A 20,129-nucleotide genomic window follows, 5' to 3' on the forward strand; every position below is an offset into this window, starting at 1 on the left:
CTTCAGATATTGGACTATAAATCCTGACAATAGCCTACAACCTTTAGAAATAGCGGGACATACTATTAAATTTGCTAATATTTATGACCGTGTAATTATTGCTACATTAGAAGATCATACTACAAGAGCTTGGACTATTAATCCTGACAACAGCCTACAACCTCTAGAAATAGCGGGACATACTATTATAAATGCTTCAGCTTCTAACGGTGTAATTGTTGCTAGATTAGAAGATAATACTTACAAAATTTTGACTATAAATCCTGACAAGAGTTTATCTAGTCCTCAACCTTTAGAAATAGCGGGACATACTATTGAATTTGCTAGAAGTACTAACGGTGTAATTGTTGCTCAATTAGAAGATAATACTTGGAGAGTTTTTATACCTAAAAGAATAACCCTCCAACAAACACTATTTGTTACTGCTTGGAAGAATAAAAAAATCTTGGATTTATCAAATAGTATACATAGTGCAATTTTTGAATCATTACCTTTGAAAAAACAAATAGAATTAATACAGCAAAATTATGTTAAGCCAGAAAGAAAATTAAACCGATTTCAAAAAATTCTTAAATCAATTTTCAATATCAGTATTTAAAAAATAAAATCTATCGTGAAAAAAGAAAGGGGCGATTTAAACATCGCCCCTTTCTTTTTTCACGATATTTTATAAATTCGATGCTTCCCAACTTTTATCGTCATTCCTCTTTGCCAGTTTATCTGCGCTTTGAAATCAACAATTTTTTCGTCATCGATTTTTACAGCACCACTTTCAATCAGTCGTCTTGCTTCCGAAGAAGAAGCAACTGCTTTGAGATGTTTCAACAATTCAACAATCCAGATCGGATTTGCAACCGATTTATCAAGTATAACTTCAGCTGCTTGTGAATAATCTCGATTTTGGAATAAAGCTTCAAATTTTTCTTGAGACTCTTTTGCGTCACTCTCCGACCAGAAAGTAGAAATAATCTCAAAAGCCATTCTCTTTTTCAAAGCCATTGGGTGCAATTTTTCAGATTTAACATCAGATTTTAATTGCTCAACTTTATTAGCAGGATATTCAAGAAGCAGAGAAAAATAACGCCACATAAGCTCATCAGATATCGACATCAATTTGCCATATGCATTTGAGGGATCTTCAGTTAAACCAACATAGTTGCCATAACTTTTTGACATTTTCAGCTTGCCATCAAGACCTTCCAAAATTGGCATAGTCATAATGATTTGAGCTTCTTGTTCATACTGCTCTTGCAAAAAACGACCAAATAATAAATTGAAAGTTTGATCCGTTCCACCAAGTTCTACATCTGCTTGCAAATGCACAGAGTCATATGCCTGTATCATAGGATAAAACAGTTCATGGAAACCAATGGGTGCATTTTCGGATAATCTTTTTTGGAAATCTTCACGCTCGATAAGTCTTGCAAGTGTTACTTTGCCTGCAATTTTTATAAAATCCTCAAAACTGAATTTCGACATCCACTCTGAATTGAAAACAATCTTCATTTTTTTTAGATCAAGCACTTTACCAACTTGGTTTAAATATGTTTTTGCATTTTCAGCAATTTGTTCATTTGAAAGCGGTGGACGTGTTTTGGATTTACCTGTTGGATCACCGATCTTGGCTGTAAAATCACCAATAATAAAAATAATCTCATGTCCCAAATCTTGAAATTGTCGCATCTTGCGCAAAACAATCGCATGACCAAGATGCAAATCTGGAGCCGTAGGATCTGCTCCGAATTTAATTTTTAATTTTTTGCCAGATTTCAATTTTTTCTCAAAATCTTCTCTTGGTAAAACCTGCTGACACCCTTTGGTCAAAGTTTGTAAAAGTTCGTTTAAATTATTCATTACAAAATCCAAATTTTAAAAAACTAAGTGAAATAAAAAGCTGCTAATAAAATTCATAAGATATAAATAAATTCCCAAACTGTACGGAATAGTTAAAAGAATCATCAATATCAAATATCCATAAGGTTGCAAAAACCAATAAAACTGTGCAATCGGTTCTGGAAAATAAGATGTGATTATATTGCTACCATCAAGCGCTGGAATCGGTAACATGTTCAAAACAAAAAGCATAACATTAATAGAAAAAGCATATTGTAATAAGTCCGTTAGCGTCATGACTAAAGCTTCATTTGAAATACCTAAAATCGGTAAATATTTTAAAATAAATAATGACAAAATTGCTAAGACTAAATTTGAGAATGGACCAACAAGCGCAATAACTACCGAATTAAACCTTGGATTGCGAAGATTAAACGGATTATATCTAACAGGTTTTGCCCACCCTATTCCAAAAACAAACAATGCGAAAAAACCCAAAATATCAAAGTGTGCAAGCGGGTTCAAAGTCAATCTACCATCAAGAGTTGGCAAATCGTCACCATACAAAGTCGCGGCAAGTGCATGACAATATTCATGAACCGCTGCGGAAAATAAAAAAACAATTGTACTATAAATAAAAACTGCAATTTGTTGATGTGTAAAATAATCCATTATTTCCTCAATAAAATTTAAAAACCAAAACCTACGGAAAATATTAAAAAAGTTTGCAAACAAGGTCAAATTTAAAAATCGACCAAATCATGTTCAATAAAAATTATACTCTTTATATTTTTGTATTAAACTTGAATATTAGTTGAACAAAAATTAATATGCAAAAATCAACAATCACAATAAAAAAGGAGTTTTTTATGTCAAATAAAAAAAGGACAGGTTTTGATAATTCAAACGCACCGAAGAGTACGGTGATGGAGAAAAAATACAAACTTTGGGAATTACTTCTTCCTCCGAGCATTCTTTCCATTTTAACTACAATATTTTATTGGCCTTCTCTAAAATATCCATTTCAATTCGACGACATCGCACACATAACAAAAAACTTTTCAATCCGTCAGTATACATCATGGAGTATTGCATCTTTATTTCATCCACGATGGTTTGCAGATTGGTTAAATAAAATAAATTATAAAATGGGCGAATTCAATCCATTTCCTTTTAGATGCACAAATTTAATGATTCACATTTTATCAGGCATAGCATTATTCACAGTCATATATTTACTTCTTTCTAGACTTAAAAAAAATGAATTCTTACAAAAAAATTCATTAATAATTGCATCCATCACAACTGCTCTATTTTTACTACATCCCGTTCAAACACAACTTGTATCTTATGTGATACAAGCAAGACTCGAAGGCCTTGCAACATTATTCGTTCTATTATCAATGTTAACAATTATATTAATAGCAAGATCTACAAATACAGGCGCAAAAATACTACTTTCAATATTGCTAATATTTTTTAGTTTAATATCTTGCAGCACCAAAGAAATAGTAATCATCGCACCATTTCTCGCATTAACACTTGATTGGTTTTTGATAGCAGAACAGTCCTGGGAAGATTTCAAAACAAGAATTTGGCTTCATGTTTTATTTAGCGTTCTGGTTTTCGGTTCATATTTGTATTACCAAAATGTCCAATGGTTTGTACAAATATTTAGCCTAAAATTAACAGCTTCCAATAATCGTGGTAACATTTTGACTCAATCTGCAACTCAAATGATCACACCAATGCATTATTTAATTTCTGAATTTAAAGTAATTTTGCATTATCTATTTATTTTCATTTGGCCATTTGGAATCAGCGTTGAATATGACTGGAAACTTGCTAGTGGATTCTTTGCAATGGATTCATTTTTTCCATTTTTAGCCCTAGCAGCAATTGGATTTACAGTTATCAAACTTGCACTAAAAAAACAATTTGAATATTTAACATTCGGTTTAATTTGGTTTTTTATCACAATCGCCCCACGCTCAAGCATCATCCCATCCGCAGAATTAATTTGTGATTACAAAACATATCTTGCATCTGTTGGCTGGTTGTTAATTTTTGCAGTTGTTATAACTAAAGGTATAAATTATCTTTACGAAAAAATTAGTATCAATCCAAATTTTGCAACCATCCTTGCAAAAACTACGCTTTCAAAAGAACAAAACAAAATAATTTTAGCATTTTTAATACTTCTTCCGTTGGGAATATTTACAATTTCAAGAAATAAAGTTTGGTCATCGAGTGAAGCATTTTGGGAAGATATAACAATCAAAGCTCCGCTAAAAGCACGCGGATGGAATAACCTTGGAGTTGCAAAAGGAGAAGGTGGCAAATGGGATGCTGCTATCGTATGTTATAAAGAAGCTATCAGGCTAGACGGAATGTATGCAGATCCATGGTCAAACTTAGCAGTTGCATACTCAACCAAAAACGAAGTAGATCTTGCTATTGATGCACTCAAAACTGCAATTCGAATTTTCCCAAATTATCCAGAAGCTTACAACAATCTAGGTTCATTTTTGATAATGAAAAAAGATTATGCACTTGCAGAAAGATGCTTCTTCACAGCTTTACAACTAAGACCATATTACGGAAAAGCGCATATGAACCTTGGTCGGCTTTACCTGGAAAAAGGTGAGGGTGAGAAAGCGTACCAATGCTTTTTGAGCTCAGTAAAAGGCGACTTAGATAATGCACTTGGATATCAAATACTTGGTGAAGCATGTATAAAAATGCAAAAGTACAAAGAAGGTGCAGTAGCTTTTGAAACAGCTATAAGCAAAGGATCATCTAATCCTCAAACATATTTTAATCTTGCAAACTGTTACTTTATGGTAAATGATTTGGACAAAGCAGAAAATATTTATGAAAAGTTAACTCAAGCTGAGCCACAAAACTCACAATACATTTATAATTTAGCTGAAACAAAATTGAAAAGAGAAAACTACGTAGCAGCGCTTGATGCATTTAACAAAGCAAAAAATCTTCCAAATGCTATTGCAAACAGTCACTTACGAATTGCGCTTTGCCTAGAAAAATTGGGTCGCACAGACGAAGCAAAAAATTATTTAAAACAATTAACAAACATCGCCGGCGCACCTGATTGGTTTAAGCTTGCTGCAAACAATGAACTCAACCGAATTGGAAATTCAAAAAACAATTCGAATGTTAGAATTGCATAGAGTAAGAATCTAAAAACAACAACAAAAAAGCTAAGTCTAAAAATTTTTTAGACTTAGCTTTTTTCACATAACCACTTATCAAAATAAAGAGAGATAATGAAGAAAATTTTTAAGTTTTTAATTTTTACATTCTTTATTTTTCAGTCGCAAATTTTGCCGATGAAAATTGATCGCGTCATTTTATCCACAAACACAAATCACACCTACATCGACTTTTGGCCATTGATTGCAAAAACATGGAGCAAGGTTTTCGGAATTAAACCAACGCTTGCATTAATCTGTGATGGTGAATACAAAATAGATGAATCGCTTGGAGATGTAATAAAATTTCAACCAATCGAAGGTGTACCTGCCGGTTTTCAAGCGCAAGTTATAAGATTATTTATGCCACTTTATTTTCCCGATGAAACGGTTTTGATCTCAGACATCGATATGTTACCAATCAATAAAGAGTATTTTTTAGATTACGTAAAAACATTTTCTGATGATCAATTTTTGATATTTAGTGACAAAGGTTACGGCCCTATCATGGGCAGCCTTCCCGCATATCCAATGTGTTTTAATATCGCAAAAGGAAAAACATTCCAAGACATTTTTCAAATTTATGATGTGCGAAATATCCCAACAATTATCAAAAGTCTGTATGAAAAAGCGGCAATTTTAAATGTGGATCATGACCTAAAAACAAAAATGATTTGGATGACTGATGAATTAACACTCGGCGCTCGCATCACAGCATGGGACAAATATGAAAGCAAAGTGGTTAAACGCGGACATTCGTTTGACAGATTAGTTGAGAGAGGAAATTGGACATACGACAAAACTCTTTTAAAAATAGGATTTTATAGCGCCGCACATCTTCCTCGACCTTACACCGATCCAGAAGCGCGCAAACAAATTGATCAATTATTAAAAGATATAGGTTTCGACAAAATTGTAGAATAAAAGAAGGGCGCAAAATTGCGCCCTTTTAAAGTTTAATTGTCGAAGATTAATTTAAATAGCGCTTCATTGAAGCATCTTCTCTAGCGTCTCGCGACCTACTTCAAATAAAAAAACCGAACCATCTCGACCACACTCTGTACACCCATGATTTCGGTAAACTGTTTGTGCTGGTAGATTCCAAGCCAGTACCTTAAAAACAAAACCCCTTGTTTCTGGTTTCAATTTTTCTAAAAATAAACGAACTAAAATTTTAGCAAAACCACGATTTTGAGCACCAGGCACAAAAACCATTGTATCAAAATACACAGTATTTGGCACGTCTATAGGTCTTGTTTTAAGAAAGGCATAACCCAAAGGCTCTTGATTTTCATTCTTAACTATGACCACAAAAAAAATAGAATCCAAGAATTTTTCTGAATGTTGTTGCAGTTCTGATATTTCGTTTTGAAGGTATTCGTAAGCATCTTGCGTATAATATTCAACTCGCGCTTTTCGATCGGCATCAGTATCAGAAGGGTGTTTTTTTATGAATTCTATTGCATTTATCCGCCATTCTTTTGCTTCTTTCGGTAGACTCTCAATTATTTCGACATATTCTTTTTTAATTTGCAAAGTAGTGCGATCAAGTAAAAAATCTCGTGTAAGATCCGCAAATGCTTCTGCCCATACCGGCATTAGCGGTTTTTCCAAATTCAATACTTGTTCGTAACTGGTTGTTTTGTACCATTCAAAAGTAATTTTATTTCTAAGTCTGTCTTGCGTTGTAAAGGACCCTTGTTCCATGCCCAATAAACATGCAGGAAATAAAACAAAAACTAAAATTTGAATATGTTTTAAAATCGCCATAAAAATAATCCTCTAATACCATAAAAAATTTATCCATCCAATAAACTCCTTGTACCAAATTAATAAAAAGATTTAAAGAAAACATAAAATCACACTTTTTCACTCTAAGTGTAAAGTCATTTTTACACTTGGAGCATCTAAGAGCTAAATGACTTTACACTTAGTAGAGTTTTAACTTACATGTCTATTTATTAAAGGCAGAAAAACAAAACCTATAGAATTGGTCCCACACAAAAACCTTTGAAATTACAAAAGCCTTAAATTTTAACCATATTACCAAAGAAACATCCTTGATTTTTGACCATTTTTTGATCAAAACAACCTTGAATTTTAACCAAATAATTAAAGAAGCCTTTATGAAACGGCTAACAGATGATCAATTATTAAAAGATATTGGTTTCGATAAAATTGTAGAATAAAAGAAGGGCGCAACTTTGCGCCCTTTTAAATTGATATTTAGATAGACTTAAACGTCTAAGTTTTTTACAAAGACAGCTTTTTGTTCAATGTATAATTTACGTTCATCAACACAGTCACCCATCAAACCTGCAAACCACTGATCCGCTTTGATCGCATCTTCAATAGTAACTTGCAGTAACGTTCTGGTTTTTGGATCCATAGTAGTTTCCCAAAGCTGTTCTGGGTTCATTTCTCCAAGACCTTTATAACGCTGAATAGTCATCAAAGATTTTCCGGTTTTCACAATCGCATTACCAAGCTCTAAAATGCCGTTGCCTTTTTTGTCTACGTTTTTAGCCTGAACTTTCAAATCCCATTCAACATTTTCAAGAGCTTCAAGCGGCTTAAGCAGTTCTAATAACTTGGCAACATCTTCAAGTTCAAAAAATTTAACTGGCAATTCCCAAACTTTCTTCAATTGTTTAAATGTAATAACCGCTTTATGTTTGACTTCAGATTCAAGCGCCATATCACCTTCTATTTTTTCTTCCTGCATCCCGGAGATTGAGTATTCTTTAAAGTTTTCTACTAACTTATTAAAAATATCTTGAGTCTCAAATTTTCCAGGTTTCCAGTTAATAGATTGCAAGAACTTAACCATCTGATGACAGAACTGAGTTGTAATTTCTAAATTGTGGCTCAATTTCAAAATCGCATTATCATATTCGATGATACTTCCAAGCAGCTTTTTCCAATCATCATTTTCAAATTTCTTATTTTGAATTATCAATTCAGAATTATTTGCTGCCCAATCAAAAAGAAAAGCTTTTAACTCTGAATCATCTTTTAGATAACGCTCAACTTTGCCAACTTTTGCTTTATACAAAGGTGGTTGTGCAATATACAAATATCCTTTATCAATTAATGGGAGCATATGTCGAAAGAAAAATGTTAAAAGAAGAATTCGAATATGTGCTCCATCGACATCAGCATCTGTCATTATTATTATTTTGTGATAGCGAACTTTGCTACTATCAAATTCTTCATTACCGACGCCTGCGCCGATAGCAGTAATCAAATCTTTTATTTCATTGTTGTTTAACATTTTATCAAGACGCGCTTTTTCAACATTTATTATTTTACCTTTTAGAGGCAAAATAGCTTGAGTAAATCTGTCTCGACCTTGTTTTGCTGAACCGCCTGCAGAATCTCCCTCTACAATGTATATTTCTGTATTTTCTGGATTATCATCTGAACAATCAGCAAGCTTACCAGGAAGCACTGAAAACTCCAAAACAGATTTACGTCGCGTAAGTTCTCTTGCTTTTTTCGCCGCGTTTCGTGCTTGTTGAGCCAAAATAGATTTTTGAATAATTTTTTTTGCAATATTTGGATTTTCTTCAAAATATGTTTCAAGCAATGCATACATCCAAGAATCGACAACACCTTTGACCTCGGAGTTACCAAGCTTACCTTTTGTCTGTCCTTCAAACTGAGGCTCTGGCACTTTGATACTCAAAACACAAACTAAACCTTCTCGAACATCTTCGCTTGAAAAGCTTCCATCTTTTAACAAATTAAGAGATTGTGCATAGCGATTGCATGCTTTTGTGAGAGCAGATTTAAAACCAGCTTCGTGAGTACCACCATCCATTGTTCTAATGTTATTTACAAAACTAAAAGTTTGCTCCGCATAACCATCATTGTACTGACAAGCAAAATCTAACATGTAAATTTCATCTTCTTTATGAAACTGAATAATTTCAGAAAAAATAGGAACCTTTTTGCTATTTATATGCTCTATAAAAGAAACAATTCCATTTTCAAAAAAGAAATCATGCTCTTGATTATTTTTTTCATCTTTTACTTCGATATTCAAACCTTTATTCAAGAATGCAAGTTCTCGCATTCTTGTTGAAATCGTTTCAAAATTAAATTCTGTATTTTCAAAAATTGTTGAATCAGGCATGAAGCGAATGTATGTTCCTCTCTTGTCTGTTTCGCCAACAACTTTTAGAGGTTCCTGCGGATCACCTTTTTTATAGAATTGCTGATAAATTTTGCCATCTCTAAAAATTTTAATTTCAAACCATTCTGATAAAGCGTTTACTACAGACACACCCACTCCGTGCAATCCACCAGAATATTTATATGTATCTTTATCAAATTTACCACCAGCATGAAGCTTGGTAAGAACAACTTGCGCAGTTGAAACATTTTCGGTTGGGTAAATTTCTGTAGGAATTCCGCGTCCATTATCCTCAACAGAACAAGACCCATCAGTCTCAAACCTAACAACAATATGATTACAATATCCTGCAAGCGCTTCGTCGACAGAGTTATCTACTACCTCGTAAATTAAATGATGCAAACCATCAATTCCTGTCGATCCGATATACATGGCTGGTCGCTTTCTAACCGCCTCAAGACCTTCCAAAACTTTAATAGATTTTGCACCGTATTCTGCACTTGTAGTACTTTTTTGATTAGCTAAATTTTTATTTTCTTTCATGTAAGCCCTTTTCGCTCCTCCAAAACAGAGACTTTATACTGTATTCAAAAGGTTTTTGCTATTATAACAAAGGAATAGATTATTTACTAATTTTCACCATTTTTATCCCCTTGAACCTTTATAAATTAACGCAAAATTAAATCGCGCAATTAGTTTTTAAAATAAAAGATATATACCTCTGTTTTTTAGCCTCTTTTATTTTTATACAAAAAACTAAAACATCCTTTTAAAAATGATGAAAACATATTTATGAAGAAAATCAATAATTTTAATTTCATAAACATTGCCCTAAAACAAGTGAAAAAAGCTTTTATTTGATTAATGTTTTTTGCAATTTAACCAAAAATCGATAACAATCATAAAATTTACTCTTTAGATAAGACAAACCCTTTATTTTTTATTTTCAAGGATGCTACACTAAACATGTTGTAATATATCGATTTATAGTTAATAAAAAGGATTAAATATGAAATTTAATAAGATACTTTTAACAGCTTTAGCTTTTTCAACAATTTGTTCATTAGTTGTTGCAAAAAATATAAGCGTCACAAATAACACCAATAGAACAGTAACAAGCTTGCGAATAAAAGCAAAAGATGGCGAACATAAGATAGTTAAAAAATATCAGAATATAGCCGCAGAACAAACAATCGTTGCAGAAATTCCCGATACAGCAACAGTTAAAAAAATTCGCGCAGATCTTCCAGCTATAAATGCAAATGAAATTGCAAGAATTGGGCAGGATAAATCGGGACAAACCAAAGAACAAAAACAAATAGCAAGAAGAGATAAGTTTGTAACCACAGCAAGAGAAAAAGATGCTGAAATCTTAAACGGTACATCTTTTTCAATACAACAAAAAAATCCTTCTGAAATCAGCGAAAATAGACATTTATTCAAAATCGTAAAAACAAATTAAACTTATTTATAATTTGTTGTAAATTGAGGGTCGATATTTTCAATCGACCCTCAATTTTTTATTAAATATTTAAAAATATGAAAAATAATAACACACACGAATTTTTTATGAATATTGCCCTAAAAGAAGCTAAAAAAGCTTTAAAAATAGGGGAAGTTCCAATCGGCGCCATTGTGGTTGACGAAAACAATAAAATCATCGGAAAAGGCTATAACAAAGCAGAAAAAACAGGTTGCCAAACCGCTCATGCTGAAATAATAGCCATCAAACAAGCCTGTAAAAAAAAAGGTAACTGGAGACTTGAAGGTTGCACAATTTATGTTACTCTAGAGCCTTGCTTAATGTGCTTTGGGTTAATAGCATTAAGCCGAATGAAAAGTATATTTTACGGCGCAAAATCCCCTCTTTTTGGAGCCGGTCTTGACAACATGTCTAATTTTCCGGTATACAACAAAGAATTGTTTTCGATCAGTAATTTAAATACTGCCGAAAGCATTTTTTTGTTACAACAGTTTTTCAAAGAGAGACGAAAGAAAGGTCCAGACAATGGAGCATCGTTTTGATTTTATAAATAAAATGAAATCCGATCTGTTAAAAAAAAGGTCAGAATTAACAACACTTTTAGCCAGCATAACCAAAGAAGATTGGAGCGAAAAATCGCAAATAAAAGATAGCGCTGATGAAGCATTATCATCTTCTATGGACAAGTTACAAAGCTCTCTTGAAGCAACAGAAATCGATGAATTAAAGCTGATTGAAAACGCTTTAATTCGAATCGAAAAAAATGAATATGGAATTTGTCTCGATTGCGGACAACCGATAAATTCAAAAAGGTTAGAAATTTACCCTTATGCAGCAAGATGCATAGCTTGCCAAGAAGCTTTGGAAAAATAAAAGCAAGATTTTGCTTTTGCCGGTGTAGCTCAGTGGTAGAGCAATTGATTCGTAATCAGTAGGTCGTCGGTTCAAATCCGACCACCGGCTCCAGATAAAATACAAAGCATCTTGTTAGTTCCTTTGCGCTACAAGTTTGCCTTCATAGATTTTAATATTGATTATTTTAGCTCTCTCCATGTCTGCTAAAAACGCCATAATTACAGTTCGATTCAAAAGAAATTGTGACGGAGTAATTTCTACCTCAGAGTTTTCAAATCTACAAACAGCTACTCCAACAATATCATCGATTGAAATATTCGCTCTGTTATTAATTGTCTGAAGCAGAAAGCCACTTACCTCCAGAATCTTTTCTTTATTTATCGAAACAAGCTCGTGAACATCTGTTGCTAATCCGCCATGATACATCGAGATGGAGAAATAACTTTCTGTTAGGTTTAAAATCTTATCTAAAGTTTTTAGCGCCTCATCAATGCACGTGTGAAACAAAAGACCGTGATTAGACATTACCATTCTACTGAAAAGCGCATCAGCGCAATAAAAAACTCTATTTTTTGTTCCGATTCCGATCATACCTCGCGTATGTCCTGGCAATGTTCTGACTGTCAGTTGAAAGCCCTGCTCGGATAGAATATATCCATCTTCATTAGGTATGACATTAGTAACTTGTGATGGTTTTGCATTTAGAAAAGGACTGTTTCCAACAAAACTAAATGTATGAGCACCTGAACTTAGGTACATTGGCTCTAAAAAAGGATGCTCTATAAAAGTTTTCTCATATTCAGTTGCATATATCTTTATATTTGGGTATTTACATTGAAAAAAATGATTTCCCCCGCAATGATCTGCATGATGGTGGGTATTAATGATAGCGATTATTTGATATCCGGCCCCCGAAACAGTTTTATCGATATCCTTAGCAACATTATCATTTGGCCCAGAATCAATTAAAATAGCAGTTTTTTGATCCGCATTAACAATGAGCCCTGGAGCTGGTTGTCGCGGTGAACCAACTAAAATATAGCAGCCCTCTGTTATTGATATAAGATTTAACGGCATAAATACCTCTTACAATAAAATTCAAAATTATTTTGTACCATCCCAAATGGTTTTCTGCCCCTTAATTTTATTTTCTTGTGGTACGCGCCCCATAAACAGCCTAAATTATGACTAAATAAATTAAGCTTTGCAACCTTAAAACTCCCCCAAAATCAAGTCTTTGAGGAAATCCTTAAACAACCGATAAATCCTATAAAAAATGTGATTCCTGTACAATCCCAAACCCCATTTTTCTTGTTTTTGACAAAACTTTGCACTTTTTATAGGATTATAAACAGTTTTATTTTAATTTTTGGACATTAAAATAATAAAATAACAAATTTTAGTTTATTCCAAATATTTAGGAGTTTTATGAAAGGAATCAAAACGTCGACAATACACCACGGTGTCGGCCGAAGAAAATCAGCAGTAGCAAGAGTTTGGCTAAAAGCTGGTAAGGGCAATATTACAGTAAACGGCCTTAGCTTCAAAGAATACTTTGACACAGACATAGAAAAACAAATAGTTGTCGACCCTATGAATGTTGCAAGATTAGGTCAAGATTTTGACATAGATGCAAATGTTCAAGGTGGCGGCTTGGTAGCACAAGCAGGCGCAGTAAGATTAGGCCTTTCAAGAGCTTTAGTCGAAATGGACGAAACATTACGTTCAGCATTAAGAAAAAGCGGCTTTCTAACTTGCGATGCAAGAGTAAAAGAACGTAAAAAATATGGACAAAAAGCAGCTAGAAGAAAATTCCAATTCGTAAAACGATAATTTTCATACTGTCTTAAAACGATCAAACCTTTTTTCATTATTTATTTTTAAATCAGGAAAAGTGGTATGTGTGGTATTGCAGCTTACGTCGGAGAAAATAAATGTCGCAACTTTGTAGTCGAAGGCTTATCGAGACTAGAATACAGAGGCTACGACTCCGCGGGTTTTGTTTGCATAGATGCAAAAAATGGTCATTTGAATGTTGTTAAAGCCAAAGGTCGGCTAAGCGAACTCAAAGATAAATTATCTTTAAACCAACATGATGGTTTTGTAGGTATGGGGCATACGCGATGGGCAACTCATGGAATCGCAAACGAAACCAACACGCATCCACATTTCGATTGTAAAAACAAAATAGCCGTGATTCACAATGGTATTATCGAAAATTATGGCTCTCTAAGAGATGAGTTACTTGCAAAAGGTCATATTTTTAAATCAACAACAGATACAGAAACCGTCGCTCATCTTTTTGAAGATATTCTACAACAACACACAAATCTACATGCTGCAATCGTCGATCTTGCAAGCAAATTAAAAGGCGCTTATGCGTTTGTTTTTATTTTAGAAGATTATCCAAATCAACTTTTAGTTATGAGACACAAATCTCCGGTTGCAATAGGAATCGGAGACAATGAAATGTTTGTGGGATCTGACTCCCTTGTATTCTCGGATAAAACAGAAAAAACATTGTTTATGCCAGATGAAAGTTTTGCTTTAGTGTCCAAAGATTCTGTAAAACTTTACCACTTCAGTGGAAAACAACTAGATTTAAATATTCAAAATGTTCAAAATCATTATTCTCAAAATGAAAAAAATGGTTATGAACATTTCATGCTCAAAGAGATCTATGAGCAAAAACCAGCAATCAACAAAACTGTTCATTTTTATAAAAAAGTAAGCGGCTGGGAAGATGAAGATATTATCGATTCTAAATTTTCAGCAACAATCACTGAAGACCAATTTTGGAATCAAGTCGGAATTTCTAAAGATGAAATAAAAAACTTAAAACAAATAAACCTTCTTGGCGCCGGAACATCTTGGCATTCGGCAAAAATCGCACAATTCTTTTTTGAATACATTTGCAAAATACCTACCAAAGTTTATCTCGCCTCAGAATTTCGATACATGCCTTTTTTTCCGCAAAAAGATAGTGCTTTCATCATGATCTCACAATCTGGCGAAACTGCAGACACCCTTGAAGCATTAAGATTTGTAAGCACATCGAATATTCCAACCATTGCCCTAACAAATGTTGCTTCAAGCACTATGGTGCGCGAAGCAAATGGATTTTTACTATTACATGCTGGTCCTGAAATATCTGTGTGTTCAACCAAAGCTTTTTCATGCCAACTTGCATCTCTTTATTGGTTTGCAAATCGCATAGCATTTGAAAAAGGATTAATAAACATAAATCAAATGCATGAAGCAGAAGAAGATCTTTTATTTGCTGCAGAAATTTTGGAAACATCAATAGAGATGTACAAAAACGAAATCGAAAATAAATTAGCCAAAATCTATTCGATGTATGACAAATTCATCTTTTTAGGCAGACACATCAGCTATCCATTTGCCATGGAAGCAGCACTAAAACTAAAAGAAATTTCTTATATTTTTGCACAAGCATACCCATCTGGCGAACTTAAACACGGTCCAATTGCATTAATAGATGAAAATGTTCCTGTAGTTATTTTCTCATCTTTGGATGAAACAATTTATCGTAAAATAGTTTCAAATGCTCAGGAAGTAAAAGCTCGAATGGGACATTTGATCGTTTTTGCTTTTGAAAATCAAAAAGAACTTTTGCAACTTGCAGATCTAGCATTTGTAATACCACCAGTCAAGCCATTACTTGCTCCACTTGCAATGACAGGTTTGATGCAGTTTTTTGTTTATCAAATTACAAAAGAATTAGGACTCCCAATTGATAAACCAAGAAATTTAGCAAAATCAGTTACAGTAGAATAATCTCTTGCAAATTTACATCCAAAATTTTAATATAAAACCGTTTATTTCGGTTCAAAAACAAAAAAAGGAATTCAATGGCAAATACAAATGGTTCAAGCCGTTTTTCTAATTTTCTAAAAAATTTTTTAATCATTTTGATAATTTTACAATTTGTTCCAATCGTTTACACAAGCGTAAAAAAAACTATTAAAAAAGTTGTTTCACCGGATACCGAAGTTGGTGTAATAAAAATAGGAACAATCAATAGCTCCGAATATGTAATAAAACAAATTCAAAAATTTCACAAAAATTCAGATATTAAAGCATTATTACTCCAGATCAATTCCCCCGGCGGACTTCCTGGTGCATCTCAAGCAATCTTTAACGAATTAAAAAAATTCAAAAAAGATAAACCTGTCGTCGTACTTGTAGAAGATTTGGCTGCATCCGGCGGATACTACGTTGCATGTTGCGCTGATAAAATTATAGCAAATCCATCTTCTCTTATCGGTAGCATTGGTGTTGTGTGCATGCTTCCAAACATAGAAAAATTATTACAACGATTTAACATAAAAGTTGATGAAGTTAAAAGTGGAAAATATAAAACCATTTTAAGCACAACAAGAGAAAGATCATTGGAAGAAACAGCACTACTTCAATCTGTTTCTGACGATGTATACAAACAATTTACAAGCGACGTTGCTACAAACCGAAATCTCCATCTTCAAGATGAAAAAATTTGGGCTGATGGCAAAATATTCACAGGCAATCAGGCTCTTAAACTAAAACTTGTAGATGAATTAGGATCATTATCGGATGCTACTGAAACTATTAAAAATTTGCTAAAAGAACGTGGCGTAAAAGTTGAAGGTAAAATCAAGTATATAAGGCCAAAACCAACATCCACCTTTGCTAAATTATTTGGCTCTTCAGAAGAAGATCAAGAGAATCAAGTAGCTCTAACATCACTTGCAGCAAATTCTATTTCACAAATTTGGCACAAATTTTTAAGCAACGAAACATCGGAAAATTCTAAATTAATTAGCTAGATAAAATTTATAAAAACTCGAAAATGACTAAAGCATGAATGTTGTCAAAAAATTAAAAACTAAAACCCCTATCGATTTACTCTTTTCAATTAAAAATCGATTTAAAAAAAGAATATTTAAATTAAAGTATAAAAACTTAAAAAGATTTCATAGCTGGAGTGAAATTCAAAAACAGTACAAAATAAAAAATAGTTCAAATGATTTTTTCTTATCATTAAAAAAAGAAAAACATTTTTACGATATTTTGAAAAATACAAAAGATTTACCCGAAAAAGTAATTCTAGATAAAGCTGATGAATTAATTGGAAATTGCTTTGAAATATTCGGACATAAAGACCATTTTTACAAAATTAATTGGCATTTTGATTGTAAGCTAAAAAATTTTCAACCAAATATTGCAAACAAATTTTATCAAGATATTTACATCTCAAACAAATCAAAACAAAATCTTCAAGATTATGCCTACGACATCAAAAACCCATGGGAACTTTCACGCTTCCAGCACCTCTACTACATAGGTAAAGCTTACCAAATAACAAATAATGAAAAATATTCACAGTATTTTCAAAAACAAATAGAAGACTGGATAGAAAAAAATAAATTTTTATATGGTCCCAACTGGGTTAGTCCTATGGAAGTTGCTATTCGAAGCATTAATCTTATTTTAGCATTTCATTTCTTCAAAAATTCGCATGTTATTACAAAACCTTTTTGGGGAAAATTTATCTGCATGCTCTTCGATCACGCAACTTATCTGGAATATAATTGGGAAAAATATAAACAAACAAACAATCATTATTTATCAGATTTAATTGGATATTTTTATCTTTGCATTTTCTTTCAAGATGTCAAATCCTTCCACACGAATTTAGAATGGTGCTTTAAAGAAATTATTAAAGAAATAGACACGCAGATAAACATAGATGGTACAGCTTATGAAGGATCTACAAATTATCACCAATTGGTTACTGAAATCGTTTGGCTTTTTATTACATTAAGTCAGTCTATAAATTTAAAAATACCAAAACTGTTATATGACAAATTTGAATCAATGCAAAATTTTATAGGAATTTGCCAAACAAACCATCAAGAGCTTCTACAAATCGGAGATAATGACAGTGGAAAAATCATCCCGCAACCTCCATTTTTGAATAAAGAAAAACCTGACAATAAATATAAACATTTATTTCATTTTCCAAATTTTGGATTAACAATTATCAAAAATAACTGGGAAATAAGTTATCGACATGGCACATATGACAAAAAGCAACCAACCGGACATTTTCACCAAGATGATCTTGCCATTACTCTAAATATTGGGAATATACCCATACTTGTCGATTGTGGTTCTTATGTTTATACAGCTAATAAAGCTTGGCGAAATTTGATGCGCTCTTATGAAAACCACAATACTTTTTATATTACAGGCGCAAATAAACAAGAAGATCTTGACGAGCTTTTTTTATTACAAAAACAGCAACAAAAAGATACTAGCATCATAAATAACGACTCAAATTTAATCACCATAAAAAATCATAGCTTTCAATCCGATTTTAAAAAATTACAAAAATTTAGAAAATTGAATTTTTATAAAAATGAAAACAAGATTCAAATAGATGATTGGATAAAACCTACAGAACAAATAAATTCTCCACACGCAGAAATATGCTGGAATTTTATTTTTCATCCACAAATAAATTTAGTAAACATCAGCGAAAAACTCTGGGAAATTAAACATTTCAATAACACAGTTTTAATACTTCATTCAGAGTTAAATTTAGAAAAGAGTATAGGATTTTATTCGCCTAGTTATGGTAAAATTCAACCTTGCCAAAAACTATCTGCTAAATTTTTACTTCAAACAAATTCAATAACAACCAAAGTTGAGGAGAAAGATCTTTTTTCCCCGCAATGTGTTGTGCAAACAACTTTTGAACTTCCGCAAAATTAATATATTGTCGCCAAAAGTTGTTTTTATCCTGAAGTACACTTTCAAAGTAAGGTTTAAAATATTTTCCTTTAGAAAGCCAATATTTCACAGGAGCCGCAAATCCGATTTTTTTACGATATATAAGATCATGTGGCAGATGCTTTTCTGCCACTTTTTTGAGAATATATTTTGTAATTCCATTTTTGTATTTTAAATCTGAAGATATCGCAAATCCAAATTCAACTAAATTTTTATCCAAAAAGGGCACCCTTCCCTCTAGGCTGTGAGCCATTGTCATCTTATCAGCACGCATCAAAAGTAATTCTGGAAGTCGATTTTGAAACTCCAAATAAATCATAGATTTCAAAAAATCACCGCTAGGATCTAATTTTTTAAATTCAGATAAATGATAATCAACAACATTATAACTATCAAAACCTAAATCAAAATTTTGATAAATCTTGCTACAAATTGGATCTAATTTTTTTTCTCTAGATTTCAAAAATAAATTCTTTTTGGCAGATTCTCGAAAGGCAACAGCTCCTCCCCAAAATAAACTTCGATCATAAGCCAAATTTCTTAAATAGTCCGAATATTGTGATCTTAAGAAAGGAGATGCGGTTCTATAAAGAAATTGTCTAACAATTTTAGGCAAATGTTTTTGAGTTGGTTGCCACCATTTCTTATAAAAATCTACAAAATTTGCATAGGAACCGTATCCACTAAAAAGCTCGTCTGCTCCCTCACCGATTTGCACAACCGTTATTCCATTTTCTCTTGCAAGTTTTGAAACAAAGTACAAAGGAATACAAACCCAATCAGCAAGCGGTTCATCTTGGTGATAAACAATATTTGAAAAAGCATCAAAAGCTTCTTTTTCAGAAATTACTTTTTCATGATGATTTGTACCAAATTTATCGGCAACTTTCTTCGCCCAAGATCGCTCATCAAACTCCAAACCATCTTCAAAAACAACATTAAAAGTTTTTAAATTATTTGAAAATTGAGACATCAGTGCAACATTAAGACTTGAATCAACGCCGCCGGATAAAAAAACCCCGACAGGCACATCCGCTATCATTTGTTTTTTTATTGAAGCAAAAAGAAGTCTATGAAGTTCATCCTGACAAAATTTTTCATTTTTATATTCTCTTGAGCCAGCAATAACCGCAGAATACCACTTGTGATATTCAACTTTTTTATAACAATCAATTTTTATATAAAACCCAGCAGGTAACTTATAAACATTTTTATACAAAGTCATTGGAGCTGGAGAGACCAAAAAAGTTAAATAGTGATATAGTCCAAGATCATTTATTTCTTTAGAAAAATATGAAATTTGCCATAAAGCTTTTATCTCTGAAGCAAACGCAAAAACTCCATTTTGATTTGAAAAATAAACAGGTTTTACACCTATATTATCCCGAATTAAATAAAATTCATTTTTGTGCAAATCAAAAAGAGCAATCGCGAAAATACCTTCGAGCTTTTTGATAAAATCTATACCCCAATTTTTATAAGCATAAATCAAAACTTCTGTATCTGAATTGGAAATAAATTTGTATCCTAAATTTTGGAGTTCTTTTCGAATTTGCTGATAATTATAAATTTCACCATTAAAGCAAATAACTATCGTTTTTTCAGCATCCATCATCGGTTGATTACCGGCATCAGAAAGATCTATAATGCTCAACCTTCGATGCACAAAACCTATGCCAAAATTATCATCTTTCCATAACCCAATACCATCAGGCCCGCGGTGTGCGATAGCTGTTTGCATATCATTTAAAACAGACTCTTCTACTTTAAAATTCTGACGCGTTAGATTTAAATAACCGGCAATTCCACACAT

The 20,129-nt window shown here is 32.6% G+C and carries 16 protein-coding genes and 1 tRNA gene; 11 read left to right on the forward strand and 6 right to left on the reverse strand.

From position 1 onward, the window contains the following. A partial coding sequence (locus DEA20_03820; GenBank protein ID HBS48299.1) for a hypothetical protein occupies positions 1–598 on the forward strand: 598 nt, incomplete at its 5' end. Between the two features lie 59 nt (positions 599–657). Here DEA20_03820 and DEA20_03825 read toward each other — a convergent pair. Together DEA20_03825 and DEA20_03830 are read right to left on the reverse strand one after the other, a co-directional pair. After that, a complete protein-coding gene (locus tag DEA20_03825; protein HBS48300.1) occupies positions 658–1,854 on the reverse strand; it encodes a tyrosine--tRNA ligase in 1,197 nt (398 codons plus the stop codon). A gap of 15 nt (positions 1,855–1,869) precedes the next feature. Then, a complete protein-coding gene (locus DEA20_03830; protein ID HBS48301.1) occupies positions 1,870–2,505 on the reverse strand; it encodes a site-2 protease family protein in 636 nt (211 codons plus the stop codon). Between the two features lie 158 nt (positions 2,506–2,663). Here DEA20_03830 and DEA20_03835 point away from each other — a divergent pair, with 158 nt between their 5' ends. Further along, the gene (locus DEA20_03835) at positions 2,664–5,024 is read left to right on the forward strand and encodes a hypothetical protein (protein ID HBS48302.1); all 2,361 of its coding nucleotides are present in this window, start codon (positions 2,664–2,666) and stop codon (positions 5,022–5,024) included. 96 nt (positions 5,025–5,120) lie between these two features. Then, the gene (locus tag DEA20_03840) at positions 5,121–5,969 is read left to right on the forward strand and encodes a hypothetical protein (GenBank protein ID HBS48303.1); all 849 of its coding nucleotides are present in this window, start codon (positions 5,121–5,123) and stop codon (positions 5,967–5,969) included. A gap of 63 nt (positions 5,970–6,032) precedes the next feature. Here DEA20_03840 and DEA20_03845 read toward each other — a convergent pair whose 3' ends face one another. Continuing rightward, positions 6,033–6,815: a hypothetical protein gene (locus DEA20_03845; GenBank protein HBS48304.1), complete on the reverse strand. Its 783-nt coding sequence runs from the start codon at positions 6,813–6,815 to the stop codon at positions 6,033–6,035. Between the two features lie 466 nt (positions 6,816–7,281). Then, positions 7,282–9,726, reverse strand: a complete 2,445-nt coding sequence (gene gyrB, locus DEA20_03850) for a DNA topoisomerase (ATP-hydrolyzing) subunit B (GenBank protein HBS48305.1) — start codon at positions 9,724–9,726, stop codon at positions 7,282–7,284. Positions 9,727–10,192: 466 nt separating this feature from the next. Between gyrB and DEA20_03855 the strand changes: the two genes are divergently transcribed. From DEA20_03855 to DEA20_03870, 4 genes are all read left to right on the forward strand, one after another. Further along, a complete protein-coding gene (locus tag DEA20_03855; GenBank protein ID HBS48306.1) occupies positions 10,193–10,645 on the forward strand; it encodes a hypothetical protein in 453 nt (150 codons plus the stop codon). Between the two features lie 77 nt (positions 10,646–10,722). Continuing rightward, positions 10,723–11,208, forward strand: a complete 486-nt coding sequence (locus DEA20_03860) for a tRNA-specific adenosine deaminase (protein ID HBS48307.1) — start codon at positions 10,723–10,725, stop codon at positions 11,206–11,208. Beyond that, positions 11,192–11,539 carry a molecular chaperone DnaK suppressor DksA gene (locus DEA20_03865; protein ID HBS48308.1) on the forward strand — a complete coding sequence of 116 codons (348 nt, stop codon included), beginning with the start codon at positions 11,192–11,194 and terminating at the stop codon, positions 11,537–11,539. Before DEA20_03860 ends, DEA20_03865 begins: the two co-directional genes overlap by 17 nt. An 18-nt stretch (positions 11,540–11,557) precedes the next feature. Continuing rightward, positions 11,558–11,632: transfer RNA gene (locus tag DEA20_03870), tRNA-Thr, on the forward strand. 21 nt (positions 11,633–11,653) lie between these two features. Here DEA20_03870 and DEA20_03875 read toward each other — a convergent pair. Beyond that, positions 11,654–12,598: a hypothetical protein gene (locus DEA20_03875; protein HBS48309.1), complete on the reverse strand. Its 945-nt coding sequence runs from the start codon at positions 12,596–12,598 to the stop codon at positions 11,654–11,656. A gap of 351 nt (positions 12,599–12,949) precedes the next feature. Here DEA20_03875 and DEA20_03880 point away from each other — a divergent pair, with 351 nt between their 5' ends. The 4 genes from DEA20_03880 (at position 12,950) to DEA20_03895 (ending at position 18,298) form a co-directional block, all read left to right on the forward strand. After that, on the forward strand, positions 12,950–13,354 hold the full coding sequence (locus tag DEA20_03880) for a 30S ribosomal protein S9 (GenBank protein HBS48310.1): 405 nt from the start codon (positions 12,950–12,952) through the stop codon (positions 13,352–13,354). Between the two features lie 66 nt (positions 13,355–13,420). Further along, positions 13,421–15,319, forward strand: coding sequence for a glutamine--fructose-6-phosphate transaminase (isomerizing) (gene glmS, locus DEA20_03885; protein ID HBS48311.1), 1,899 nt, complete (start codon positions 13,421–13,423; stop codon positions 15,317–15,319). Positions 15,320–15,393: 74 nt separating this feature from the next. After that, positions 15,394–16,347 (forward strand): signal peptide peptidase SppA, encoded by a 954-nt coding sequence (gene sppA / locus DEA20_03890; GenBank protein HBS48312.1) that lies wholly within the window; start codon positions 15,394–15,396, stop codon positions 16,345–16,347. 34 nt (positions 16,348–16,381) lie between these two features. Next, entirely contained in the window at positions 16,382–18,298 is a 1,917-nt protein-coding gene (locus tag DEA20_03895; GenBank protein ID HBS48313.1) for a hypothetical protein, read from the forward strand. Here the strand turns inward: DEA20_03895 and asnB are convergent. Beyond that, on the reverse strand, positions 18,192–20,129 hold the full coding sequence (asnB, locus tag DEA20_03900) for an asparagine synthase (glutamine-hydrolyzing) (GenBank protein HBS48314.1): 1,938 nt from the start codon (positions 20,127–20,129) through the stop codon (positions 18,192–18,194). The two genes, DEA20_03895 and asnB, sit on opposite strands and share 107 nt — an antisense overlap.

The sequence above is a fragment of the Candidatus Dependentiae bacterium genome, assembly GCA_003511165.1.
GTDB lineage: Bacteria > Babelota > Babeliae > Babelales > UBA12411 > UBA12411.